The sequence below is a fragment of the Nocardia sp. NPDC059236 genome (assembly GCF_042754085.1).
GTDB lineage: Bacteria > Actinomycetota > Actinomycetes > Mycobacteriales > Mycobacteriaceae > Nocardia.
The window spans coordinates 216,105-241,083 of sequence record NZ_JBHZAF010000013.1; the positions used below are offsets into that span (position 1 = coordinate 216,105).

At 69.9% G+C, this 24,979-nt stretch carries 22 protein-coding genes; 9 read left to right on the forward strand and 13 right to left on the reverse strand.

Annotated elements, in window-relative coordinates; all coding sequences use genetic code 11:
- Position 1: 1 nt before the first annotated feature.
- Entirely contained in the window at positions 2 to 853 is an 852-nt protein-coding gene (locus ACFXIV_RS30800) for a Scr1 family TA system antitoxin-like transcriptional regulator (RefSeq protein ID WP_354849086.1), read from the reverse strand.
- Positions 854 to 943: 90 nt separating this feature from the next.
- Here ACFXIV_RS30800 and ACFXIV_RS30805 point away from each other — a divergent pair, with 90 nt between their 5' ends.
- The gene (locus ACFXIV_RS30805) at positions 944 to 1,417 is read left to right on the forward strand and encodes a hypothetical protein (protein ID WP_379400768.1); all 474 of its coding nucleotides are present in this window, start codon (positions 944 to 946) and stop codon (positions 1,415 to 1,417) included.
- On the opposite strand, the gene ACFXIV_RS30810 is transcribed toward ACFXIV_RS30805, so the two are convergent.
- Both ACFXIV_RS30810 and ACFXIV_RS30815 read right to left on the reverse strand, forming a co-directional pair.
- The gene (locus tag ACFXIV_RS30810) at positions 1,407 to 1,901 is read right to left on the reverse strand and encodes a DUF4190 domain-containing protein (protein ID WP_379400769.1); all 495 of its coding nucleotides are present in this window, start codon (positions 1,899 to 1,901) and stop codon (positions 1,407 to 1,409) included. The genes ACFXIV_RS30805 and ACFXIV_RS30810 overlap by 11 nt on opposite strands.
- Before the next feature lie 9 nt (positions 1,902 to 1,910).
- Positions 1,911 to 2,684: a pirin family protein gene (locus ACFXIV_RS30815; RefSeq protein ID WP_379400770.1), complete on the reverse strand. Its 774-nt coding sequence runs from the start codon at positions 2,682 to 2,684 to the stop codon at positions 1,911 to 1,913.
- Between the two features lie 281 nt (positions 2,685 to 2,965).
- Here ACFXIV_RS30815 and ACFXIV_RS30820 point away from each other — a divergent pair, with 281 nt between their 5' ends.
- The 3 genes from ACFXIV_RS30820 (at position 2,966) to ACFXIV_RS30830 (ending at position 6,560) form a co-directional block, all read left to right on the forward strand.
- Positions 2,966 to 3,436 (forward strand): NUDIX hydrolase, encoded by a 471-nt coding sequence (locus tag ACFXIV_RS30820; protein WP_379400771.1) that lies wholly within the window; start codon positions 2,966 to 2,968, stop codon positions 3,434 to 3,436.
- A complete protein-coding gene (locus ACFXIV_RS30825; RefSeq protein WP_379400773.1) occupies positions 3,433 to 4,776 on the forward strand; it encodes an MFS transporter in 1,344 nt (447 codons plus the stop codon). The genes ACFXIV_RS30820 and ACFXIV_RS30825 overlap by 4 nt, the downstream gene beginning before the upstream one ends.
- 119 nt (positions 4,777 to 4,895) lie before the next feature.
- Positions 4,896 to 6,560 (forward strand): DUF4185 domain-containing protein, encoded by a 1,665-nt coding sequence (locus ACFXIV_RS30830; RefSeq protein ID WP_379400774.1) that lies wholly within the window; start codon positions 4,896 to 4,898, stop codon positions 6,558 to 6,560.
- Positions 6,561 to 6,599: 39 nt separating this feature from the next.
- Here ACFXIV_RS30830 and ACFXIV_RS30835 read toward each other — a convergent pair whose 3' ends face one another.
- The 3 genes from ACFXIV_RS30835 to ACFXIV_RS30845 are packed head-to-tail and all read right to left on the reverse strand — an operon-like array spanning position 6,600 to position 8,960.
- A complete protein-coding gene (locus ACFXIV_RS30835; protein ID WP_379400775.1) occupies positions 6,600 to 7,463 on the reverse strand; it encodes a biotin-dependent carboxyltransferase family protein in 864 nt (287 codons plus the stop codon).
- The gene (locus ACFXIV_RS30840) at positions 7,460 to 8,191 is read right to left on the reverse strand and encodes an allophanate hydrolase subunit 1 (protein ID WP_379400776.1); all 732 of its coding nucleotides are present in this window, start codon (positions 8,189 to 8,191) and stop codon (positions 7,460 to 7,462) included. Before ACFXIV_RS30840 ends, ACFXIV_RS30835 begins: the two co-directional genes overlap by 4 nt.
- A 16-nt stretch (positions 8,192 to 8,207) precedes the next feature.
- Positions 8,208 to 8,960, reverse strand: a complete 753-nt coding sequence (locus ACFXIV_RS30845; RefSeq protein WP_379400777.1) for a LamB/YcsF family protein — start codon at positions 8,958 to 8,960, stop codon at positions 8,208 to 8,210.
- Positions 8,961 to 9,091: 131 nt separating this feature from the next.
- On the opposite strand from ACFXIV_RS30845, the gene ACFXIV_RS30850 reads away from it, so the two are divergent.
- Complete coding sequence (locus ACFXIV_RS30850; RefSeq protein ID WP_379400778.1) at positions 9,092 to 10,003, forward strand: NAD-dependent epimerase/dehydratase family protein; 912 nt, start codon at positions 9,092 to 9,094, stop codon at positions 10,001 to 10,003.
- A gap of 17 nt (positions 10,004 to 10,020) precedes the next feature.
- Here ACFXIV_RS30850 and ACFXIV_RS30855 read toward each other — a convergent pair whose 3' ends face one another.
- The 5 genes from ACFXIV_RS30855 to ACFXIV_RS30875 are packed head-to-tail and all read right to left on the reverse strand — an operon-like array spanning position 10,021 to position 14,784.
- Positions 10,021 to 11,202 carry a sulfate/molybdate ABC transporter ATP-binding protein gene (locus tag ACFXIV_RS30855; protein ID WP_379400779.1) on the reverse strand — a complete coding sequence of 394 codons (1,182 nt, stop codon included), beginning with the start codon at positions 11,200 to 11,202 and terminating at the stop codon, positions 10,021 to 10,023.
- A 4-nt stretch (positions 11,203 to 11,206) separates the two neighbouring features.
- Positions 11,207 to 12,826, reverse strand: a complete 1,620-nt coding sequence (locus ACFXIV_RS30860) for a DUF885 domain-containing protein (protein WP_379400780.1) — start codon at positions 12,824 to 12,826, stop codon at positions 11,207 to 11,209.
- A 10-nt stretch (positions 12,827 to 12,836) separates the two neighbouring features.
- Complete coding sequence (locus tag ACFXIV_RS30865) at positions 12,837 to 13,610, reverse strand: ABC transporter permease (RefSeq protein WP_379384544.1); 774 nt, start codon at positions 13,608 to 13,610, stop codon at positions 12,837 to 12,839.
- Complete coding sequence (gene modA / locus ACFXIV_RS30870; RefSeq protein ID WP_379400821.1) at positions 13,607 to 14,350, reverse strand: molybdate ABC transporter substrate-binding protein; 744 nt, start codon at positions 14,348 to 14,350, stop codon at positions 13,607 to 13,609. The genes ACFXIV_RS30865 and modA overlap by 4 nt, the downstream gene beginning before the upstream one ends.
- 20 nt (positions 14,351 to 14,370) lie before the next feature.
- Positions 14,371 to 14,784, reverse strand: a complete 414-nt coding sequence (locus ACFXIV_RS30875) for a TOBE domain-containing protein (protein ID WP_354849050.1) — start codon at positions 14,782 to 14,784, stop codon at positions 14,371 to 14,373.
- A 53-nt stretch (positions 14,785 to 14,837) separates the two neighbouring features.
- Between ACFXIV_RS30875 and ACFXIV_RS30880 the strand changes: the two genes are divergently transcribed.
- A complete protein-coding gene (locus ACFXIV_RS30880; protein WP_379400781.1) occupies positions 14,838 to 15,752 on the forward strand; it encodes a hypothetical protein in 915 nt (304 codons plus the stop codon).
- A gap of 19 nt (positions 15,753 to 15,771) precedes the next feature.
- Here ACFXIV_RS30880 and ACFXIV_RS30885 read toward each other — a convergent pair whose 3' ends face one another.
- Positions 15,772 to 17,211: a CCA tRNA nucleotidyltransferase gene (locus ACFXIV_RS30885; protein WP_379400782.1), complete on the reverse strand. Its 1,440-nt coding sequence runs from the start codon at positions 17,209 to 17,211 to the stop codon at positions 15,772 to 15,774.
- 203 nt (positions 17,212 to 17,414) lie between these two features.
- On the opposite strand from ACFXIV_RS30885, the gene ACFXIV_RS30890 reads away from it, so the two are divergent.
- Complete coding sequence (locus tag ACFXIV_RS30890; RefSeq protein WP_354849043.1) at positions 17,415 to 17,969, forward strand: NUDIX hydrolase; 555 nt, start codon at positions 17,415 to 17,417, stop codon at positions 17,967 to 17,969.
- Positions 17,966 to 20,485 (forward strand): DUF6049 family protein, encoded by a 2,520-nt coding sequence (locus ACFXIV_RS30895; RefSeq protein WP_379400784.1) that lies wholly within the window; start codon positions 17,966 to 17,968, stop codon positions 20,483 to 20,485. Before ACFXIV_RS30890 ends, ACFXIV_RS30895 begins: the two co-directional genes overlap by 4 nt.
- 20 nt (positions 20,486 to 20,505) lie before the next feature.
- On the opposite strand, the gene ACFXIV_RS30900 is transcribed toward ACFXIV_RS30895, so the two are convergent.
- The gene (locus tag ACFXIV_RS30900; protein ID WP_379421352.1) at positions 20,506 to 20,811 is read right to left on the reverse strand and encodes a hypothetical protein; all 306 of its coding nucleotides are present in this window, start codon (positions 20,809 to 20,811) and stop codon (positions 20,506 to 20,508) included.
- 165 nt (positions 20,812 to 20,976) lie between these two features.
- Here ACFXIV_RS30900 and ACFXIV_RS30905 point away from each other — a divergent pair, with 165 nt between their 5' ends.
- Positions 20,977 to 24,813 (forward strand): lipid II flippase MurJ, encoded by a 3,837-nt coding sequence (locus ACFXIV_RS30905; protein ID WP_379400822.1) that lies wholly within the window; start codon positions 20,977 to 20,979, stop codon positions 24,811 to 24,813.
- Positions 24,814 to 24,979 lie beyond the last annotated feature (166 nt).

The following is a 24,979-nucleotide window of genomic DNA, read 5'->3' on the forward strand; positions in this document are numbered from 1 at the left end:
CCTACCCTTGCGAATAGCGTTTGATGAGCTCCAAAGATTCTGCGCGACCGAGAGATTGGTCGAGCGCACGCACAAATGCGAACCGCAGATCGCGAATCTGCGACGAATCCTCCACCGCCCCACCGAAAACCGCGCTCTCCACCCAGGTGAACGTCGGAAGATTCTCGGAAGCGAAATCCAGCAGATGGAAACTCGACCCGCCCAGCAGTGCGCCGCGGGTCGCGGTGAACGGAATCACCCGCACCGAAATGGAATCCAGCTCGTCCAGCAGTGTTGCCAGATGTTCCAGTTGCCCGCGCAATACTTTCGGGCCGCCGATCTGCTGTAGCAGCGTGGCCTCGCCGATCACCGCGGTGAGTTCCACCCGGTCGTCGCCGCGTAACCGTTCCTGCCGCTTCAGCCGCACCGCCACCAGCTGTTCCACCTGGACGGGACGGATCATGACGTCGGCGCTGATGAGCGCCCGCGCGTATTCCTCGGTCTGCAACAACCCGGGCACCACTAGGCTGTCGTAGCTGCGGATGCTCTCCGCGCCCAGCTCCATGCCGTAATACCGTTGCAGCTCCGGCCCGATCAGCGCCGAGGACCTGGCCCACCAGCCGCGCTCCTTGCTCAGCGCCAGCAGTTCCAGCAGTTCCGCGCGCTCCTCGCCCTCCACCTCGAGCAGCTCCAGCACCGGGCCGATGGTGGTCGCCGTGAGAACGCGCCGGCCCTTCTCCACGTGCGACCAGTTGGCGGGGGTGAAGCCGACACGCTTGGCGAAGGTCGCCGAATCGAAGCCGCACTGCTCACGCAGTTCGCGCAATCGCAGGACCAGCTCCCACCGGGCGACGGTGGGCGAGACGGGAGCCATGAGCAGTGATGCTACGCTGGGGAACTCGCTGGCGTGTGACTATTGTCATACCGATAGCCCGGACCTAAGGTCGGTAGCAGGAGGTTCGCCATGAGCGCGCTGGACCCGTCCTCGTATACCGCCACCCAGGAAGCGCTGGCCCGGTGCCGGCACTATCGCAAGGAGCACGGCCTCTACGGCGTGGTGGACTCGACACTGAGCCGAATCATGTTGGAGGTCGGGGCCGTCGGGGCCGTGACCATGCCCGCCGACCTGGGCCACCGGGTCCGCGACCACCTGGTCGCCCGCCGCCGCTGCGGGCCCGTCATCGCCCACCCGCGCTCGGGCCGCTGGACCTTCCTGACGGGCCCCACGGACGACTCGTATCACGACACCGCTTTGTTCTCAGACCTATTCCGCGATTGCGCGTCCGTAGCGCAGCCGGGCAGCACCATCGTGCTGCCGTCTCCCGCGGACGAGCACAGCGCCTACCGGACGTGGATTCACCCACCGGAAGGGGACTTTCGCCCCGAACTGGCCGAGGTGCTGGCCGCCACCCGCGAGTGCCATCCGGTCAGCGGGTAGGCGCGGGCGTCAGCGTGACGCTGAACTTGTCCTCGACCCGCTTGTTGAATTCCTCCTGGCACTGCTGAACCTTGGAGCTGTCGCCGCCGGCCTTGTTCAGGCAGTCGATCAGGTCGGTGCCGCCGGTGTCCTTGAAGACGACCCACACCAGCACGCCGACCAGAATGCCGCCGATCAGGCTGATGGCTCCCATGATCGCGCCCGCCAGCGCCATTCCGAAGCCGCCGGACGTACCGCGGCGCGCCTTCGTCGCGGCGATCACGCCGAGAATGATCGCGAGCACGCCGCACAGGACGCCGACGATGGTGAGCAGCACCGTCCAGAAGGTGAGCAGGCCCAGGATGCCGAAGACCATCGCGGTGATCGCCATGCCCTTGCGCTGCGGCGATTCCTGCCAGTACTGCGGTCCGCCGGGCGGCGGATAGTTTCCGGGCGGAGGCGGCGGGTACTGGCCGTACTGCCCCGGTGGCGGGTACTGGTTCATGCGTCGATGCTATTGCCCGCCGAGTCGGGCATGCATTTCCCACACCAGAATCTCCGACGGCATGTTCGCGGTGACCCGCTGGCCTCCGCTGCGCGTCAACCGCACCGCGTCGCCCTCGTACAGGGTGCCCGCCCCCTCCATCTCGACCTCGCCGCGCGCGATGAAGACATGCAGGTAGGGGGCTTCCGGCAGGCGGATCTCTGCGGCGTCGCCGGACATCCGGGCCACGTGCAGGGCGGAGTGGCTGCTGGCGATGGCGATGGCGGTGCGGTCGCGGTAGCGGGGCAGGCCCGAGGCCACCGTGATCAGGCCGCCGCCGGCCAGCTCGTCGTCGATCTCCAGCTGCTGATAGCCGGGGGTCAGCCCGGAATCGTCGGGCACCACCCACATCTGGACGAAATGCACCGGCTCCTGGTGTTCGGGCGCATTGCTGAACCGCCAGGAATCGTTCTTCTCCGAATGCAGGATGCCGGTACCGGCGCTCATGCGCTGGGCCAGGCCGGGATAGATGACCCCGCTGTGTCCCAGCGAATCCTGATGGACCAGGCTGCCGCTCAGCACCCAGGTGACGATTTCCATGTCCCGGTGCGGATGGGTCTCGAAGCCCTCGCCGGGCAGGACGATGTCCTCATTGTTGACCAGCAGCAGGCCATGGTGGGTGTTGTCGGGATCGTAGTGTTCCCCGAACGAGAACGAATGCTTCGAATCCAGCCACGACACACGGGTTTTCATGCGGTCGCCGCCACGATGGATATCGATGTGTGGTGTCGTGAGGGTGGACACCGCCGTACTCCTCTCACCGGCGAGCACCGATCGGATTCCAGGGTAGGGGCCGATACGGCGGCCCAACCTGAATTCCGGGTTAAATTCTAGCGTGAGAGCAGCGCTGCTCCGCACGCCGCCGACCAGGTACTACGCTCTCGGCAACCGGTCCGGGCAAATGCCCGGCGATTGTGAGTGCGCGGCGGTGACGCCCGCCCGCACGCCGTCGTACCCGCCAGCGGGTTTCGGTCGGCGACCGTATCATGATGTGCCGCAAGCGAAACGGGAGGGAGAGCAGGGGGATGCGACCCGAGGCACTCGCGGGCATCGAACGCGAGCTCCGACAACAGGCCGAGAGCGAGGGGATCGCTCATTTCGTGGTGGGCGTGGCCGTATTCCGGGACGGCAAACTGCTGGTCGTGCGGCGTGTCGCCGAAGGTTCGCACGGGGGGATGTGGGAACTGCCCGGCGGCGGCGTGGAATCCGGCGAGTCCTTCGCCGACTGCGTGGCCCGCGAACTGTTCGAGGAGACCGGGCTGAGCGTCGTGCGGATCACCGACGTGCTGGGCGGATTCGACTACGCCACCCGCACCAAGTCCCGGGTACGCAAATACAGCTTCGTGGTCGAGACCGAGGCCGCCGAGATCCGGCTCGACCCCCTCGAGCACGACCGCTTCCAGTGGATCGACGCCGACACCGTCGACAACCTGCCCATGGCCGACGATATGCGCGCTGCCGTCTTCGCGCTGGTGACCACGCACCCGTCCCGGTGACCGCGCCGCCGCCGGCCACCCTGCGCGCCCGGCTGGCCGCGGTCGCGACCGGGCTCCGCGAGAATCCCGGCACCCTGCGGCTGACGCTGGTCCGGCTGTCCGGACAGTTCGGCGACGGCATGTTCCAGGCCGCGCTCTCGGGCGCGATTCTGTTCAACCCCGAACGGCAAACCGATCCGCTGGCCATCGCCGGCGGCTTCGCGGCCCTGCTGCTGCCGTACTCGATCATCGGCCCGTACGCGGGCGCGCTGCTCGACCGATGGGATCGCCGCCGGGTGCTGCTCTACGCGAACGTGCTGCGCGGGCTGCTCATCGTGGCGACCGCGGCGGGCCTGCTGGCCGGGGTGCACGCCACCCCGCTGCTGCTGGGCGCGCTGTCCGTGGTCGGGGTGAGCCGGTTCGTGGGCGCCGGTGTGTCCGCGTCGCTGCCCAAGGTGCTGGCCCAGCGCTGGCTGGTCCCGATGAATTCGGTGCTGGCGACGGTGGCCTCGGGGTGCGCGATCCTGGGCGCGGGCCTGGCCTTCTCGATCATCGGGCTGATCGGGGCGGGCGACTTCGCCTCGGCGGTGGCGGCGGCCGGCAGCGCCTCCGGTTCGATCGCCGGCGGGCTGGTGGTGGCCGGATTCCAGCCCCGCGCACTGGGACCCGACCGTGGCGAGCAGGGCGCGGCGCGGGGCGGGTGGAGCACGGTGCGGGCCATCGCCGCCGGACTGCGCGAGGGCGCCACCGCGGCCTGGCGGTCCCGGGAGGTGACCACGACCTTCCTGGGGATCGGCGCGCACCGCATCGTCTTCGGCGCGGACACCCTGCTGATGGTGCTGGTGCTGCGCCGCGGCGACGAGGCCGCGGTGGGGACCCACCTCGCGAAATTCAGTGCGGCCATCACCGCGACCGGGGCGGGCATGCTCACGGCGGCCGTGGTCGCGCCGGTGCTGATTCCACGGCTCGGCCGGCCGCGGACGGTGGTGACCGGCCTGGTGACGGCGATCGCGGTACAGCTGGGCCTGGTCACGCCGATCACCGTCGCCACCGGGGACGCCGAGCGGCGGGCGGAGCTGCTGTTGCTGGCGGCGGCCTACCTGCTCGGGCTGGTGGGCCAGGTCATCAAGCTGACCGGCGACGCGGCCATGCAGATCGATATCGACGACGCGCACCGCGGGCAGGTCTTCGCCCTGCAGGACACGGTCTTCAACATCACCTTCGTGCTGGCGCTGGCGGGTACTGCGGTGCTGATTCCGGCGGACGGCCGCTCACCGGCGGTGGTGGTGGCCGCGGCGGCGGTCTACGCGGGCGGCGTCCTGGCCATTGCGGCCAATTCACGCCGACGGGTCGGTGCGTAGCCGAAGTAGGTATCGGCTCGGTCACACCCCTCCGGCGACACGGCGAGACGGCTCCGCGGATGCGGCCCGGACGACTACGGTGAGGTGGATCCGATCACGGACGAGGAGACGCACCACGGATGACTGCGCGGCGCTCCGAAGCACCTGCGGCCCTGGCGCTCTCGAGCCTGGCGATGGCCGCGGTCATGCTGCTGCCCGCCACACCCGCCACCGCCGGCCCCTCGGCCCCGTGGGCCCCGCCGCCGTTGAACGCCTGCGGCGAAACGGGATTCGATCCGCTGGCCCGCGAACCCGACCCGGATGTGCCACTGCCGCAACCGCAGCCGCCCGACAACACCATCCACATTCAGGTTCCGGTCCCGCAGTTCACGCCGGTCCCCATTCCGGGTCCGCGGCAGGACAACACCCGCATCGATCCCGCGCCATTGCCCGCGGACCCGTGCGTCAATCCGTGCCCGGACCTGCGCAACGACCAGAGTCCCAAGCCGGAAAACCTTGCGCCCGAAAGTGATCCGGCCGACCCGCCGGGCGACCCGGCCGACACCTCCGGAGATCCCGGCACCGGCGATGACCAGCCTGCCCCGGAAGCGGCGCCCGAGCCCACCCCCGCACCGCAGGCCGGCAGCGGCTCCGGCGGGATTCAGCTGCCGCACATCCAGATAGACCAGATTCCGGAGACCGTCCCGATCCCGGTGCCCGGCGGCGATCCCGAGCCACCGCAGCCCCGGCCCGCGCCGGCCGTGCCGCCCCTGGTTCCCGCGCCGGTCGCCGCACCCGTGACCCCGGCCGAACTCGGCTCGCTGGCGCTGGTGAACCAGGTGACCGGGCACGGCTCCACCAATCGCACCGATATGCGCTGGTCGGTGGACGGCACCGACCTCGGCATCATGTGGGAGTCCGAACCCGGGCAGATCGCCGTCGCCTTCGGCGACACCTTCGGCAAGGGCTGGGGACCGATCGGCGCGGGCACCGGGGACCAGGACTGGCGCAGCAACTCCATCGCGTTCAGCAGCAACCACGATCTTTCCCAGGGCCTGCGGCTGGACACCTTCGCCCAGGACAGCCGCTGTCACGCCGCCGAGATCCTGAGCAGCCGCAAGGTCGACAACTTCGAGATCACCACCATCCCGACCTCCGGCTTCGCGCTGAACGGGCGGCAGTACCTGACGTACATGTCGGTGGCCCGGTGGAGTCGCCACAAGCCGGGCATGTGGTGGACCAATCTGGGCGGGCTGGCCTGGTCCGACGACAACGGCGCGACCTGGACCAAGTCCGATTGGGCGCGCTGGGACAACTTCTTCGGGCTGGGACGGTTCCAGGTCATGGGCATGGCGCCGCACGACGGGTACGTGTACATGTTCGGCACGCCCAATGGGCGGTTCGGCACCATCGGGCTGGCCCGGGTGCCCACCGACCAGGTGCTCAACAAGTCGGCCTACCAGTACTGGATCGCCGATACCTGGGTGCCCGCCCTGGGGCCCGACGAACAGCTGGCCACGCCGATCCTGTCCGGGACCGCCGGTGAGCTGTCGGTGCGCTACGACGAGTCGACCGGGCAGTGGCAGATGGTCTACCTGGATCTGGACCGCCACGCCATTGTGCTGCGCACCGCCGCCGAACCGCAGGGCACCTGGACCGATCCGGTGACCCTGGTCGACACCGACGACTATCCGACGACCTACGGCGGGTACATCCATCCGTGGTCGAGCGGGAAGGACCTGTACTTCACCATGTCGGCGTGGAACAGCTACAACGTGTACCTCATGCACGCGACGCTGAAGTAGCGACTCCGGCTATCCTCCGGCAGCGCAACGGAATCCGCGTCAGTCGATCTTCCGGAAGCGCAGGGCCTGACCCGGGCGGGCCTGCGCCACGCAGTCCACATCGGCGTCCACCACCACCGCGATCACCGGATAACCACCGGTGATCGGATGATCCGCCAGGAAGACGACGGGCTGACCACTGGGCGGCACCTGCACGGAGCCCAAAGCCATGCCCTCCGTGGGTAATTCGCTCGGTACGCTACGCCGCAGGGCGGGACCGCTGCGCCGGTCCAGCCGCGCGCCGATCCGGTCGGTGTCCGGGGAGACCGTCCACTCGCCCGCGAAGAGAGCGGTGGCGTCGGTGAACCAGTCGGCCCGCGGACCGGGCACGGCCCGCACCGTGAGCAGGTCGTTGCCCAGCGCCGGCACCGGCGCGACATCAACGATGGGCAGCGCCCGCGGCGGCTTTCCCACCGGGAGCAGATCGCCCGGATGCAGCGGGTCGGGGCCGATGCCGGAGAGGGTGTCGCGGCTGCGGGAGCCCAGCACCGGCGCAACCTCGATGCCGCCGCGCACCGCCACATAGGTGCGCAGACCCGTGTCGGCGATACCGAGCCGCAGCCGTTGCCCCTCCTCGATCTCCAGCACGCTGGCCGCGCCCATGCGGCGATCGTCGACGGTGACCGGGGCCGGGGCGCCGGTCACCGCCACCGTGACGTGCTGATCGGCGAGCAGTTCCAGACCGCCCAGCAGCACCTCGATGCCCGCCGCGCCCTCCGGATTCCCGACCAGGCGATTGGCCAGCCGCAGCGAAGCGCGGTCCGCCGCGCCCGCGGTGCCCACCCCGGAGTCGAACCAGCCCGGGCGGCCCAGGTCCTGAATGGTGGCCAGGGGGCCGACCCGGACGACACGTAATCCGCTCATGAGCCTGTCCCCACATCCACGAATCGGACCCGGGCACCGGCGCGCACCAGGGCGGGCGGTTCCCGATCCACATCCCACATCGAGAGGTCGGTGGTCCCGATCAGCTGCCAGCCGCCCGGACTGCGGCGGGGGTAGACGGCCGAATAGCCGCCCGCCAGCGCCACCGCGCCCGCGGGGATGGCGGTGCGGGCTCGCGCGCGCCGCGGCACGGTCATACGGCCGTCCGGCGATTCGAGATAGCCGAAGCCGGGCGCGAAACCCACGAAGGCACAACGCCATACGGTGCCGGTGTGCTGGGCGACGACCTCGGCCGCGGTCAGGCCGAGCAGGCGCGCGACCTCGGGCAGGTCCTCGCCGTCGTAGCGGACCGGAATCACGAGGGGTTCGACGGGGGCGCCGTTGCCGGCCACCTCATCGAACGGATGGCCGGTCCGGCCCGGCCACCCACCGGGCCGGCCGCGGTCACCGGCGGTGACCCGGGCGGCCGCGTCGAGCCGGACCAGCAAGACCCGCAGTTGCTTTCGCACCGAGATCGCCGACCGCGGCGAATCCAGCGTCACCAGTACGGTTTCCGCGGCGGGCAGGACATCGACCACCCCCGTCGGACGCGGCTGCAGGGCGGACACCAGATCGGCCACCATGGCGCGCAGCGGTGGAATCACCAGCAGCGCACGGTCACCCGCCGCCCGCACCTCGCCGACGTCGTCGAATTCCCCGGGACCGGTCATGGTCATCCACCCCGGATCACGCGAAAGCCCGGACAGGCATACCGGATTCGTCGAGCGCGGCGCGAATCCGGCGCGCCATCTCGACCGCCGCCGGCGTATCGCCGTGCACGCAGATGCTGGCCGCCCTCACCGCCACCGTGCCGCCATCCACGCTGGTCGCCTTGCCGTCCCGCGCGATCGACAGCGCCTGCGTCACCGCCGCATCCGCACCGAGCACCGCACCCGGCAGTCCGCGCGGCGCGAGCAGACCCTCCGGGGTATAGGCGCGATCGGCGAAACCCTCACCGACGAACGGGGTTCCGGCGGCCAGCGCCGCTCGCTCGAGCTCGGTGCCGGCCGGGCCCAGCAGGGCCAGCCGCGCATCGAACTCCCGCAGGGCCAGGACGATGGCGTCGGCGAGCGCACGGTCGGCGGCGGCCTGGTGATACAGCGCGCCATGGGGTTTCACGTAGCGCACCCGGTCTCCGGCAGCGCGGGCGAAGGCGTCGAGGCTGCCGATCTGATACAGCGTCTCGTCGCGCAGCGCGGCCGGGGCGATCGCGATGGCGCGGCGACCGAACCCGGGCAGATCACGATGGCCGACGTGCGCGCCGATGCGGACGTCCTTCTCGACGGCCAGCGCGCAGGTGCGGCGCATGATGGCCGGATCCCCGGCGTGGAATCCGCACGCGATATTGGCGCTGGTGACCACGTCCAGCATGGCGGCGTCGTCACCCATGGTGTAGTCGCCGAAACCCTCGCCGAGGTCGCTGTTCAGATCCAGCGTCATATGCGTCCTCCAGCTGTTCGTCGTGATCCGATTGTGGGCGCGCCCGCATCCGGCGACAAGGATGTCACGCCAGAAACTGTGTCATGGATCACAGATGTGTGCTGTCACTTCCGGCGGGCATTCCTTGTCCCATGGACATGAACGACACCAAGACCATCCTCCTGGCCGGTGCGAGCGGCGTCCTCGGCGGGCACATCACCCGCGCCCTGCACGAGCACGGCTACACGGTCCTGTCCCTCGGACGGGGCGCCGGCAACGACGTGGTCGCCGACCTGATGAACCGCGACCAGCTGCTGCGCGCGGTCGAGGGGTTGACCGTCGACACGGTCGTGCACGCGGCCACCGCGCTGCGCAAGGCGCCCATGCGGCACCGGGACATGTACGCCACCGACGACCTGCGCGTCGCCGGCACCGCCAACCTGGTGGCGGCCGCACAGCTGGTCGGGGCCCGGCGCATGATCGCCGAATCGATGGTCTTCGGCTACGGCTACCGCGACTTCGGCGACCATGTCCGCACCGAGACCGACGAATTCGGCCGGGGCGGAAAGGGATCGGACGTCCGGCATCTGGAGGGCATGCGCGTGAAGGAGGAGCTCATGCTGAACACCCCTGGCATCGAGGGGATTTCACTGCGCTACGGCTTGTTCTACGGGCAGGGCGGCACCGAATCGATCGTGGAGATGCTGCGCAAGCGGCAGCTACCCGCGGTGAACGACCACGGGCGCGTGCTGCCCTGGATCAACCTCGCCGACGCGGGCGCGGCCATGGCGTACGCCGTCGAGGGCGGGACCCCCGGCTCGGCCTACAACATCGTCGACGACGGCCCGCTCGGCTTCGGGGCGCACGTGCGGCTGGTGGCCGAAACCTTCGGCACGCCCAGGCCGTTCACCGTGCCCGGCGCGCTGCTGCGGCCCATGGCCTACCTGTACGAGATGACACGGGCGAGCATGCGGGTCTCGAATGCCAAGGCCGAGGCCGAACTCGGCTGGAAGCCGCGGTATTCGAACTGCGCCGAGGGCCTGCTCGCCCTGGCTGCCGCCTGAATGCCCGCGGCGACAGGTCAATACGGGTAGACCTCTACTTCGGTCGCCTTCACCGCGAAGTACACCTCCATCCCGGGGACCACACCGAGCTGGGCCACCGCGGCCGGAGTCAGATCCGCCGCCAGGCCCGCGGCCGCCCCCGGACCGTCCACCCCGCGCACCCGCACCAGACCGCCGCGATCCTCCAGCTCCGCCACCCGCACCCGGAACACATTGCGGGGACTGCCCTCCGGATGCTCCAGGTGCACCGCCACGGCCACCGGCGAGAACACCGCCGCCGCCCGCCCGGCGGCCGTCCACTCGCCCTCGGACCTGCCGAAGACCTCGACCGTCCCGTCCGTGACCGCACCCAGCCCGGCGCTGCCGCCGCTCACGGCCGCACCCATGATCAGGTTGACTCCGGCGATCCGGGCAGCGAACCGGCTGCGGGGCCGCGCCAATACCGCAGCCACCGAACCGGACTCGATCACCCGCCCGGCCTCGAGGACCGCGACCCGATCGGCCAGGGTCACCGCGTCGATGATGTCGTGCGTCACCAGAATCGTGGCGCTGGGCCGGGCATCCGGCAGCGTCACGGGATGCGCGGCTATATCCCGTGCAGTGGCCATCAACTCGCCATTTTCATCCTCCGCACTGCCGGAGGCAGGTTCCCGCAGGACTCTCCGCAGCAGCGCCCGCATGGCGGGCGCCGCGGTCACATCCAACGCGGCCATCGGCTCGTCCAGCAGCAGTACCCGCGGGTGCACGGCCAGCGCGCGGGCCAGGGCCACGCGCTGCGCCTGACCGCCGGACAATGACCCGGGCGACCGGTCCGCGAATTCCTCGGCATCGACGGCCCGCAGCCATTCCCGCGCGAGAGCGGCGGCGGCCCGGCCACGTACACCCCGGCTGCGCGGCCCGAAGGCCACATTCCCGGCCACCGACAGATGCGGGAAGAGCAGGGCATCCTGCGCCAGCAACGAGACGGCCCGCCGATGCGGCTCCACCGCAATGCCTTTCGCGACATCCGTCAGCACCCGCTCGCCCAGCCGGACCTGCCCCTCGTCCGGAATCACCAGTCCGGCAACCACATCCAGCAGTGTCGACTTTCCCGCACCGTTCGGTCCCAGCACGGCCAGCACTTCCCCGGCCGGAATGTCCAGCCGCACCTCGAAATCCCGGTCCGCCAGGCGCGCGGAGACCGCCAGCCCGCTGGTCATCGAATCAGCTCCCGTCGATCCCGAGCAGGGTGCGCAGATGGCGCGGGGCGGGGGAGCCGTGGGAAAGCATGGCGTCGTGCCAGTCACGCAGGGGAGTGGCGGCCGGGCGAGCCGCGGCCACGGCGGCGACCTCGGTATAACCGACGAAATAGGTCGAGAGCTGGGTGGAGCTGAGCAGGGTGCGGCGCCACTTGCCGGCGGCCTCGCCCTCCTCCTGGAGGCCGAGGTCCCGCATCAGCCGCAGGGCCTCGGCTTCGGTCATGCCGTCGCAATGCACCGACTGGTCGAGGATGGCGTTGATGGTCATGCGCAGGTGGGACTTCAGCTGCTGCAACCGCACCGGCAGGCCGCCGAAACCGGTGTCGGCCATGAGCTTCTCGGTGTAGACCGCCCAGCCTTCGATGAAGGTGCCGCTCCAGCACAGCGCGCGCACGGGGGTGGAGCCGCGGAAGCGGCGCGACCGGGCGAGTTGCAGGTAGTGGCCGGGCATGGCCTCGTGCACGGTCAGATTGCGCATCATGTGGTTGTTGTATTCGCGATAGAACGAGGTCACCCGCTCGGGCGACCAGTCCGCCGGGGTCGGTGCGATGGCGAAAAAGGTCGGCAGCTCGGCGGTTTCGAGCGGGCCGACCGGATCGCAGTACGCCACCGCCACCCCGCGCGCGAACTCCGGCATCTTCTGGATGACCAGCGGATCCTCGACCAGGGTGGCCAGGTCGTGGTCGCGGACGAAGGCGGTGGCCTCCGCCAGCGCCTCGGCCGCCACCGCGACCACCGTGTCATCGGCCGGTCGGTCCGCCGACAATTGCGCCAGCGCCCGGCGGACGGTCTCCGCATCCGGATTCGCGACACCGAGCAGTTCGCCTGCCGCGGAGCGGATCTCGCCGGTCAGCTGATCCAGGTGCCGGTGCGCGCGGTCCAGGATCTCCCGCGCGCCCAGCTCGGTGTCGAGGGTGTGCCAGAGCTTGGCCTCCCACAGCCTGCGGCCCAGACGCGGATCGCGGTCCGCGCTCTCGACCTGGCCGGTGAGCCACGCGGTGAAGTCGGTCAGCGCCGACATCGCCGCGGTGGCAGCGGGTTCGATCGCGAAGCCGGGCACCTCGGCGGCCAGCGCGGGCACCTGGTCGCGCACCAGCGCGGTCACGCCGCCGAACTGCCCGATGGCGGTCTCGACGTGCACGCGCGGCATCTCGCCGAGCAGCGCGCGGGCGGTGGCCAGCGCGTCGGGCACCGCCGTCAGCCGGTCGCGCAGCGCCGCCAGCCGCACCTCGGCGGGCGCGAACGGGCGCGCCAGCAGGTGGTGGAGCAGCGGTCCGGGATTGTGCACCAGCGGATTCCACTCGTGCTCGCGGATTTCGGTGAGCTCGAACAACAGGCCGTCGACCCGCTGCTGCAGGAGCGCGAGATCGACGCCGTCCGCGGGGGCCAGGTCGTCCGGATCGACCTCGGCCAGGGTATGCGAGGCCTCGCGCAGCAGCTCGGCGTGCCCGCGCACCGCCTCCGCCGACCAGTCGGGGAGCCGATGATCGGCGCGGTGGTCGCCCACCGAGGCGGCCAGCTGCGGGCCGGCGGTCAGCAGCGCTTCGACGATGCGCTCGGCACGGGAGACGAATATCGGCGACATGGCAGCCACGCTAGCGCGCCTCCGGCCGCCGGTAGGCCACCAGCACGATCACCGCCGCGACCAGCACCAGCAGCAGCGAAAGCGCCACGGCGGCATCCGGATCGGACTCGCGCTGGAGATAGATCTCCAGCGGCAGCGTGCGGGTCTTCCCCTGCAGGCTGCCCGCGAAGGTGAGCGTCGCGCCGAACTCGCCCAGGGCGCGGGCGAAGGCCAGGATCGTGCCCGACACCAGAGCGGGGCGCAGCAGCGGCAATGTCACCCGCCACCACACCAGCGACGGCCGCGCACCCAGGGTGGCGGCGATCCGTTCGTAGCGGTCGCCCGCGGTGCGCATCGCACCCTCCAGCGTGATCACCAGGAACGGCAGCGCCACGAAGGTCTGCGCCAGCACCACCGCGGTCGTGCTGAAGGCGATGCGGATGCCGAGCGACTCCAGCTGGTGGCCCACCAGCCCGTTCCGCCCGAACAGATACAGCAGCGCCAGACCACCCACCACCGGCGGTAATACCAAGGGCAGCAACACCAGTGCGCGCAGCACCGGCAGCGCCCGCCAGCGCGAGCGGGCCAGCACCGCGGCCATCGGCACACCCAGCAGCACGCACAGCAGCGCGGCCGCCACGGAGGTGCGCAGGCTCAGCAGCAGCGCCACCCGCGAGGACTCCGAGGTGATCAGATCCAGGAAATGCGACCAGTCCACCGCCCCGGTCAGCGCCACCAGCGGACCGGCCACCAGCACGAAGCCGATGGCCGCCGGCAGCAGCAGCCAGACCGGGGGCTTGATCACGGCCGCCCGAAACCGGCCTGCTGCAGCGCCTGCCGGCCATCGGGCCCGGTGACCAGCGTGACGAAGTCCTTGGCGGCCGCGGCGTTCTTCGAATCCGCCACGGTGGCAATCGGATAGGTGTTCACGGCGGTCGCGGACTCCGGGAAGTTCACCGTCGTCACCTTGTTACCCGCGCCGGCCGCGTCGGTGACGTAGACCAGGCCCGCGTCGGCCTGCCCCGAGGTCACCTTGGCCAGCACGTCGGTCACCGAGGACTCCTCACTGACCGGCGAAATCGACACGCCCGCACCGGTGGTCACCTTCTTGGTGGCCGAACCGCACGGCACCTGCGGCGCGCACACCACCAGGCGCAGCCCGGACTTGGACAGATCCGCCAGCGAACCGATGTGCGCCGGATTGCCCGGCGGCGTCACGATGGTGAGGACATTGGTGGCGAAAGTCTGGGGCTTGTCGGTGATCCGGCCGCCCTTCACCGCCTTGTCCATGTTCGCCTGATCGGCGGAGGCGAAGACGTCGGCGGGCGCGCCCTGATTCAACTGCGCCACCAGATCCGAGGAACCGGCGAAGGAGAAGGTCACCTTCGTGCCGTGGTGCGCGCTCTCGTACCGAGTGCCCAGCTGGGTGAACACCTGCTTGAGCGAGGCGGCCGCGAAGACCGTGATCGTCGTGGTGTCACTGCTGTCCGAGGAGGAACCGCAGCCCGACAGCAGACCCGCGCCCAGCACCGCGGTCGCGGCCAGCACGGCTCCGGACCTGGAACCTAGGCCGCGCCACCGGTTTCCGTGGCGGTCTCCACCACCACCGTGGTGGCCTTCACGCTCGCCCACGCCACGCTGCCGGGTTGCAGCCCCAGCTCGCGCACCGACTCGCTGCTCATCAACGACACGACTGTGAACGGTCCGCATTGCATCTCCACCTGTGCCATCACGGTATCGGCCACCACCCTGGTGACCAATCCGGGAAAACGATTGCGCGCCGAACTGGCACTAGCCATCCGGGTCTGTGGAGTGCGAGCCTGCTCGACGGCCAATTCCGCGAGCTCGCTGCCATCCACCACCAGGCGACCGGATTCGTCCTTGCGTGCGGACAGCACGCCACCGTCGATCCAGCGGCGCACGGTGTCGTCGCTGACGCCCAGCAGCTGGGCGGCGTCACGAATCCGAATTTCGGGCATGACAAGCAGAATAGATCCGCAAATACGGAAGTACCAATCGAATCGAACCGTAGATGCGGACAACAACGGCCGGCAAGGTGTTCCAGTTCACTGTCGCGCCGCTGGCGCCCGCACCGGCGGCCAGTACGCTCGAAGCAATCATGGCCACGTATTTCGATCCGAAGGCCTGGTCACCCCTGCGCGCGGTGGACCTGGGTATGGACCTCGGAAGACGCTTGTTCGACCAGAGCTGGCTGGACCAGTGGACCAGTTTCACCACCGCCTGGCTCGAACCAGCCGCCGACTTCGGAGCCGGGACAGTCACCGCGCTCATGCCCGACGTCCTCATGACGCTGCTGTCGGAAGGCATCCTGAGCCAGTTCGGCGGGCAGGAGGTCAGCGCCACCCTGCTCGGACACGACCTGCGAGCCACCCTCCACACGCTCAAGGTGCGCCGGCGCGGGGCGCACTTCCAGACCAAAACCGTGCTCACCGGGCTGATCTGGAACACCCACCCCATCGAGGAACTCACCGTCATCGCCCACGGCGTGCGGCTGATCCCCGGCGTCCCCACCAAACTGCGGACCTCACAGCTCGACCTCACCGGTGTGATAACCCTTGCGGCACTGCTGGAGTGGATCAACACCTGGCAGCCCGACTGGGAACTGCAGCCCGCCGACGACGGGCTCATCCTGGCCCGCCACCGGCGCCGCAGTATCCGGGCGCTGGCCGCGGCCGAGATCACCGACAACGTCCTGTCCATCACCGTGCACCGGGCCCACTGGCGAAAGGTGCGCGCGCCCAGGCGATTCACGACGCTGAACCCGATTCCGCTGTCGGGGCTGCCCAGCGAGGCGCGCATCAGCCGAGCCGAACACGTCGGGGAGCACGTGTTCTTCAGCGTCGACCTGCCCGCGATCAGCGGCTCGTTCGATCTCGCGCAGATCCGCTCGGCCATCGTCGCGGGGACGACGCTGATCATCTTCTAGGGAACCCCGACTCCCGGGGCTATCGAACCTGCTGCGTCGGCCACCATTCGAGCAGGGCCGCCTCGGCCTCTTCACGCGTCATCGGACCACGGTCCAGGCGCAGTTCCCTCAGGAAACGCCACGCCTTGCCGACATCCGGGCCCGGCTTCAGGTCCAGCAACTCCATGATCGAATTGCCGTCCAGATCCGGGCGCACCCGCTCCAGATCCTCCCGCTCCCGCAGGCGTTCGATCCGGGTCTCCAGATCGTCGTAGGTCGAACGCAGGGCGGCGGCGCGGCGCTTGTTGCGAGTGGTGCAGTCGGCGCGGACCAGCTTGTGCAGACGGGGGAGCAGCTCACCGCCGTCGGTCACGTAGCGGCGCACCGCCGAATCGGTCCACTGCCCCTTGCCGTAGCCGTGGAAACGCAGGTGCAGATACACCAGCCGCGCCACGTCCTCGGTGAACTGCTTCGGATACTTCAAGGCGCGCATGCGCTTTCGCACCATCTTCGCGCCCACCACCTCGTGATGGTGGAAGCTGACCCCGCCGCCGGGCTCATTGCGCTTGGTCGGCGGCTTGCCGATGTCGTGCAGCAGGGCGGCCCAGCGCAGCACCAGATCCGGATCGCCCTGCTCCTGATCGATGGCCTGGCGCAGCACGGTCAGCGAATGCTGGTAGACGTCCTTGTGCTGATGGTGCTCGTCGATCTCCAGCTGCATGGCCGGGACCTCCGGCAGCACCCGTTCGGCCAGCCCGGTCTCGACCATCACATCGATGCCCTCGGTCGGGTATTCGCCGCCGATCAGCTTGTCCAGCTCCGCCCGCACCCGCTCGGCCGTGATGCGCTCGATCTCCGGGGCCATCTCGATGATCGCCGCCCGCACCCGCGGCGCCAGCCGGAAACCCAGCTGCGCGACGAAGCGCGCGGCGCGCAGCATGCGCAGCGGGTCGTCCTGGAACGAATCATGCGGCAGCGCAGGCGTATCCAGCACCCCGGACAGCAGCGCCTCGACGCCGTTCAGCGGATCCACGAACTCCAGCTCGCCCAGCGCGCCGATGCGCACCGCCATCGCGTTCACCGTGAAATCGCGGCGCACCAGATCACCCTCGAGGGTGTCGCCGAAGGTGACCGCCGGATTGCGCGAGACCCGGTCGTAGGCGTCGCTGCGGAAGGTGGTGATCTCCAGCTGCTGCCCGGACTTGGACGCGCTCACCGTGCCGAAGGCCAGACCACCGGTGTCCCACAGATGATCGGCCCAGCCGCGCATCAGCTCCTGCACCACCTCGGGGCGGGCGTCGGTGGTGAAGTCCAGGTCGGTGCCCAACCGGCCGAGCACCGCGTCGCGCACGCTACCGCCGACCAGATACAGCTGATGACCGTGCACGGCGAACAGTTCACCCAGCGGAATCAGCACATCCGAGAGCCGTCCCAGCGTTATCGCGGCCGCCGCCAGCAGGCGAGTACGACGATCCTCCACAGCTGCTTCCTCGGACTTCGGCGAAACCACGAAAAAGCAGCTTAGTCGGTCGGGGTCGCGATCCCCGAAAAGTGTCCTGCCGCTCCCGCCGGTCACCCGGCGTGCCGCGCCACGACCGGTGTCTACCTGCTATGAGAGCTCTGTATATATAGGAGCTACTCCGCTGGGGCGGGCGGAGCCGCCGTCCCCTATAGACTGACGCAGTGTCCCCGGCCGATCGCGCGAACAGTCGACGCCGCCAGCCCCGGCGGCGTGGTTCGGCCGGTACCGCGGCGAAATCCACCGGTGCGGCCAAGCCTCGCATGCGCACGGTCCGCGAAACCTCCGCGGGCGGACTGGTGGTGGACGGCCTCGACGGCCCCAGCGATAAACGCTGCGCCGCCCTCATCGGGCGCACCGACCGGCGCGGACGACTGCTCTGGTCGCTGCCCAAGGGCCACATCGAAGAGGGCGAGACCGCCGAGCAGACGGCCATTCGGGAGGTGCAGGAGGAGACCGGCATCCACGGCACCGTGGTCGCCGAACTCGGCAGCATCGATTACTGGTTCGTCACCGAGGGCCGGCGGGTACACAAGACCGTGCACCACTATCTGATGCGCTCACTCGGCGGTGAGCTCTCCGATGCCGACGTCGAGGTCACCAAGGTGGCCTGGGTTCCCTTGAGCGAACTAGACTCCCGGCTCGCTTACGCTGACGAACGCAGGCTGGCCGAGGTCGCCAACCGGCTGATCGACCGGATGGAGAACGGCAGACAATGACGCGTGCGGGATCGCAGCGCACGCTGCTTTCACTCGTCGCGGTAATGCTGGCGGTGCTCACGACGCTGGGAATCGGACCCGGAATCGGCACACCCATTGCCGCCGCCGAACCCACCGGCAGCGGCAGCGGACAGCCGAGCGGACCGAAATTCCTGAAGCTTTCCCTGGATTCGGTGACGCCCACCGCCATCACCGCCGCCAGCGACCCCTACTTCGTGGTGTCGGGCACCGTCACCAATATCGGTGACCGGCCGGTGGACGATGTCAGCATCCGCATCCAGCGCGGCGCGGCCGTCACCAGCCCCAGCGGCCTGCGCTCCACCCTGCGCCTGGACCAGGTCAACTACGACATCAACGGCGAATTCCAGGACGTCTCGGACCAATTGACCCCGGGACAGCGCAAACAGTTCAGCCTTACCGTCGCCCTGCGCGCGGGAACCGATCTGCCCAGCGACATCTCGTCACTCGACATCGCCGCGCCCGGCGTCTATCCGCTGCTGCTCAATGTGAACGGCCAGCCCGCGTACGGCGGGCAGGCCCGCCTCGACGACGCCCGCTTCCTGCTGCCCGTCCTCGGCGTCCCCGGCACCGACGCCAAACGCGCGCTCGCACCGGCCGCTCCGCCCGCCGTCGACGCCCCGCCGGTGGCCACCACCATGCTGTGGCCGCTGGCCGACCGGCCCCGCCTGGTCGCCGGACAGCCCGGCACCCCAGACGGGCAGGCGCTGCTCACCGACGACGACCTGGCCGCCTCACTCGCGCAGGGCGGACGACTCGACCAGCTGCTGTCGGCCCTGGAGAGCGTGGTCAAACCCGACAGCGGGCGCGACCGCAACCTCGTCAGCGCGCTCTGCCTGGCCGTCGACCCGGACCTGCTCATCACCGTGTCCGACATGACCAGGGACTACCGGGTGCTGGCCAGCCCCTCGGATCCGGACGGGCCCACCCGCTCCGGCACCGGTAGCCACGCCGCCAAGGCGTGGCTGGAACGGCTGCGCGCCCTCGCACCTGGAATGTGCGTGGTGGCACTGCCGTTCGCGCAGGTCGACCCGAGCGCGCTGGCCGCCGCCGGCGACGTCACGCTGGCCGACCGCGCGCTCAACGCGCCCGCCGACCTGATCGACTCCCTGCTCGCGGTGAAATCGGTACGCGGCGTGGCCGTTCCGGATGCCGGCACCGTCGACACCGACGGCGCCACCCTGTTCGCGCACCACGGCTTCACCACCACCGTGCTCGCCGACAACGCCGTGACCACCGGCGACAACCGCGCCAACTTCACCGCCGCCAAGACCCCACCGGGCGGCGCCGCCCCCGAACCCGGCACCCCCGACCTGGTGAACCTCGCCGACATCACCCTGCCGCCCGCCGCCGGCGCGGCCCCGCCGCCCGCGCCCGCCACCCTGCACGCCGCCACCTTCGACATCTGGGCCGCGACCGCCCTGGCCGCCATCGGGTCCAATCCGCCCACGCCGCCTTTCACCCCCGACAAGGTCCGCTACGAGGTCACCAACGACTCCCGCGCCGCCCGACTGCAGGACGCGCTCGGGGCCATGGCCTGGACCGCGCTCAACCCGGAACCCGGCCGCCCGCGCTCGGCGCTGCTGATGCCGCCGCAGCAGTGGGGCGCCAACCGGGACGAAGCCTCCACTGTGCTGGGACAACTGGACCTGCTGGTGAAGACCGGCCTGGCCACGCCGCGGCCGTTCACCGATCTGGTTGCGCAGCAGCCGGATCCGCAGGGCTACCAGCTCGACTACCCGGGCGAGGCCGCCGACGACGCGGTACCCGCCCACTTCGCCGAACCGGTGCACCAGCAGGCCCAGCGCATCACCGAGCTGATGAGCGCGCTGGTGGACGTGCCGCAGCAGGAACTCAGCCCCCGCGCCTTCCTCACCCCGCTGCGCGACGACCTGATCCGGGTGCTCTCGCTGTCCGACCGGCGGGCCGGGGCCGCCGCCGCGGACACCAACGCCCAGCGCCGACTCGACCAGACCACCAAAACCATGGACAACCTCTACGGTTCGGTGACAGTGCTGCCGCCCGGCGGCGTCTACACCCTCGCCTCCGAGCAGAGTCCGCTGCTGCTGGTGGCCCGCAACGACCTGCCGGTGGCCATCCGGGTGCGCTTCAAGATCGACGCGCCGGCCGAGACGAACATCACTGATATCGGCGAACAGCAGCTGCCCGCCAAGGGGAATCGATCCTTCCAGATCCCCACCGAGGTATCCGACAGCCGAAACCTGGTCATTCCCATCGCGCTTACCACATCCGACGGGGTGACGCTCGGCAATGCGGTATCGGTATCCGTGCGGTCCAACGCTTACGGTCAGGTGTTGGCAATAATTACTGCGTGCGCCTGTGCGCTGCTGCTCCTGCTGGTCGGCCGCCGGCTCTGGCACCGCTTCCGCGGACAGGCCGACCCGGCCGACGAAGGGTTCGAACCCGAACCCCGAGGCGGAGACGACAGTGCGGGGCGCGCGGGTAAGCGGGACAAGAAACGACAGGAGGCACGGTGAGCGAGTACGGCGGGCCGCGCTCATCCGGCCGACCAGAGGGACCCGACGGGCCGCCACCGCGGCGCACACCATCGGCGCCGTGGGAACGCGGCGCTCCCCGCCCCGGCCCGCGCGGGCCGCAGGGCCCAGCCTCCGGACAGCAGCGGGCGGTTCCCGGTAATCCACAGGGATATCCGGGCCAGCCGTATCCGGGACAGCCGTCCGGTCCACAGCGGCAGGTGCCGCCGCCCGGCGAATCCGGGCCCATCATGCACCGCCCCCGCCCCCAGCAGGGACGACCCGATCCCATGGCGGGCGGGCGCGTCCCGGCCGAAGAGCGCTACCACTGGGGACACCCCGGCGGCGAAGGCAACCGCCCGCAGGGCCCCGGCCCACGCCCCATACCGCCCAACGAGCAGCGATACCCGACACCGCCGATGTCGAACCCGCGCCCGAGTCCGTCGACCGGCCCACAGCGCCGGGCTCCCTCGACCGGTCCGCAGCGGCAGACAATGCCGCGCACCGCGACCGTCCCCGCCGCACAGGTGGAGGAGAAGGCCGACAACTCGAACGCCAAACTGGTCCGGGACACCGGGTCTCTGGCCATCGCGACCCTGATCAGCCGCATCACCGGTTTCGCCAAACAGGCGCTACTGCTGACCGTGCTCGGCCCCGCCATCGCCAGTGCCTTCACGATCGGCAGCTCCATCCCGAACATGATCTCGGAGCTGCTACTCGGCGCGGTGCTGACCGCGATCGTGGTTCCGACCCTGGTTCGTGCCGAGCGTGAGGACGCGGACGGCGGCGCGGCCTTCGTGCGTCGCCTGTTCACCACGGCGTTGACCATCCTCGGCACCGGCACGGTACTCGCGTTGATCCTCACGCCGGTCCTGACCAGGCACGTCTTCCTCTCCGCCGACAGCAAGGTCAATTCCGGGCTCACCACCGCGCTGACCTTCATGCTGGTCCCCGCGGTGCTGCTGTACGGAATGTCCGCACTACTCATGGCGATTCTGAACACCCATCAGGTGTTCAAGCCCGGCGCCTGGGCGCCCGTCCTCAACAACTGTGTCGCTCTGGTGGTTCTGAGCCTGTACGCGGTGACACCGGGTGAGATCACTCTGGATCCGGTTCGAATGGGCGAACCGAAGCTGCTGCTACTCGGTATCGGCACCACGCTCGGCGTAGCGGTCCAGGTAGCGGCGCTGCTGCCCGCGATTCGCCGGGAGGGCATCGATCTACGGCCGCTGTGGGGTATGGATGCCCGCCTCAAGCAGTTCGGCGGGATGGCCGCGGCCATCGTCCTCTATGTCCTGATCAGCCAGATCGGTTTCAGTTTCACGCTGCGAGTCTCTTCGCACGCCGATGTCGCGGGTCCGACCATCTACCAGAACGCCTGGCTGCTGTTGCAACTGCCATGGGGTGTGCTCGGCGTGACCCTGCTGACCGCGATCATGCCGCGGCTGAGCCGCAACGCGGCCGCCGACGACACTCCAGCGGTGGTGGACGATCTGGGCGCAGCAACCCGACTGACCATGATCGCGCTGGTCCCCATCGTCACGTTCCTTACCTTCGCCGGACCACAGATCGGCGAGGCGATCTACGGCTACGGTCGCTTCGGCGGCGACGCCGCGCGACTCGGCGAGGCGGTGTCCTGGTCGGCGTTCAACCTGATTCCGTACGCGCTGGTGCTGATTCACCTGCGCGTCTTCTACGCGCGTGAACAGGCGTGGACACCCACCTGGATCATTCTCGGCATCACCAGCGTGCAGATCACCCTGTCCGCGCTCGCACCTGTCCTCGTCTCCGCGGACCACGTGGTCATCGCGCTCGGCGTGGCCCGCGGCCTCGGCTTCGTCACCGGCGCGATCATCGGCGGCTGGCTGCTGCACCGCAGCCTCGGCGATCTGCGCATGGCGAATGTCGGCCAGACCATCACCCGCGTGGTGCTGGCTTCACTGGCCGGTGGCGCTGTCCTGCTCATCGTGGACAAGGTGCTGGGCCTGCACCGGCTTTCGGACAGCTTCGGCGGATTCGGCTCGCTGGTGCGGGTCGGCCTCACCGCCATCGTCATGTTCGGCGTGGCCTTCGGCCTGATGCGCCTGCTCGGCATTCCCGAGATCGTGGCCATCACCGTCGCGGTCTCGCGCCGGCTCGGCATCACCCCGCCCGCACCGGATCTCGACCTCGACGGCACCCCGCTCGAGGACATCCACGAGACCACGCTGCTGCCCAAACCGGACCTGCGGGCGGCGCCGTACTACTACCGCTTCGATCCGTACCTCGACGCGCAGACCATGGTGCTGCCCGTCATCCGGCCCGATGCGGTTGAACTCACCGAAAAGACCGAGTTCCCGTACCCTGTTCGGCAGGCAAGCGCAACTGCCCAGACCGGCATGTCCGCGGACAGCTCCCGCGGCACGCCGGACAGTGCACGGACACCGGACGGCGGCTTCCGCACGACTTCGGATGCCGGCGCAGCGGTTCCGGCTCCGATACATCGGTCTTCGACATACCAGGGCGAAGGAGGAACGAGGGTGAGCGACGATGCGGCGGGCGGTGTCCCGGCCGCCGAATCCGCAACGGCCGCGGGCGGCGGGCTCTCCACGGACACCCCACCCTCCGGCGCAGCCGGCGGAAAGCCCGGTGGCCGAGCCGAATCCGCGGCCCACTCCGGCGGTCCCGGCGACCACGAGGAACCCGAGCACCTACCGGAGGCGGAGGACCACGCCGGTCCCGAAACCGGTGTGTACGAGGCCATCTCGCCGCAGATGCCGCCCATGCGGGTGGAATCGCCGAGCAAGCGCATCCAGCGCGGCCCCAAGCTGACGCCCGGCGCGTCGGTGGCGGGCGGCCGGTACCGGCTGCTGGCCGGCCACGGCGGCGCGCGCGGGCTCAAGTTCTGGCAGGCCCTCGATGTGAAACTGGACCGCGAGGTCGCGCTCACCTTCGTCGACGCCGATCAGCAGGCCACCGACAACTCCGGACACGATGGGCCGCAGGCCATCCTGTCCCGCACGCTGCGCCTGGGCCGGATCAACTCGCCCGGTCTGGCCCGCGTGCTGGACGTGGTGCGCGGCTCCTCCGGCGGCATCGTGGTGGCCGAGTGGACCCCCGGCCGCTCGCTCAAGGAGATGGCCGAGACCGTGCCGTCGCCGATCGGCGCCGCGCGCGCCGTCCGGGCGCTGGCGGCCGCGGCCGAAATGGCTCACCGCGGTGGCGGTTCGCTGTCCATCGACCATCCGGACCGGGTGCGCATCAGCGCCACGGGCGACGCCGTGCTGGCCTTCCCCGGCACGCTGTCCGACTCGGACGCCCAGTCCGACGTGCGGGGCCTGGGCGCCATGCTCTACGCGCTCATGACCGCGCACTGGCCGATCCGGGTCGGCGGCATCTCCGGCAGCGCGGCCACCGTCGGCGGCCTGCCGCTGGCCGACTTCGGCCCGGATGGAACGCCGGTGGAGCCCAGGACCATTCGGCCCGAGGTGCCCTTCGAGATCTCCGCGGTCGCGGTGCGGTCGCTGGAGTCCAACAAGGGTGTGCGCACCGCCGCCACCGTCCAGCACGTGCTGGAGCAGGCGTCGGTGGTGGACCAGAAGACCGACTTCATCCCGGTGCTGCGCCTGGGTCAGAAGCCGCCCAGCGCACCCGACGAGACCCTCGCCGATCCGGAACTGCTCGCCGCCGAGAAGGAACGCTCGCAGCGGATGATGTGGATCCTGGTCGGTCTGGGCGTGCTGGCCGCGCTGGTGGTCGGCGTCATCATCTGGTGGCTGCTGAGCGTCTTCGCGCCCGGCTCCTCCAACGCGCCGCTCAACGAACAGCGCAATATCGGCCTCACCACCTCGGCGACGGCGCCGCCCAGCCCCGGCGCGTCCCAGGCTCCGGCCAGCGCGCCGGCCAGCGGCGGGGTGCCGGTGCCGGTCACCGGCGCCACGGTGTTCTCCCCGGAGGGCACCCCGGACAATGTCGGCAGCGTCGCGGCGGTGCTGGACAACAACCCGGCCACCACCTGGCGCACCGACGCCTACTTCCAGCAGTTCCCGGCCCTGAAGAAGGGCGTAGGCGTGCTGACCACCCTGGGCAGCCCCAGCAAGCTGACCAAGGTGATCATCGAATCGCCCTCGCCCGGAACGCAGGTCGAGATCCGCACCTCGCCGACCGCCTCGCCGACCCTGGATCAGACCCAGCTGATCGGGTCGGCGGTGCTCGGCGACGGCACCACCGAGATTCCGGTGCGGGCCGATCAGCCGGCCCGCTACGTGCTGGTGTGGATCACCCAGCTCGCCAACAACGGGGGTCAGTTCCAGTCTTCGATCGCCGAGATCCGGTTCGAAGCCAGCGTCTAATTTGCCCTCCGCTTCGCTCCGGGCTGGTTGAACAACACTGAGCGCTGATTACAAGTAGATCGCGCAATTCAGACCAAGCGCCTGCTACCTGCGCTTTTTCTCGATTTTCGTTGCTACCGAATCGTTATCTTCGATATGATCTTGCGTACTCTCGGCAAGGGGAGCT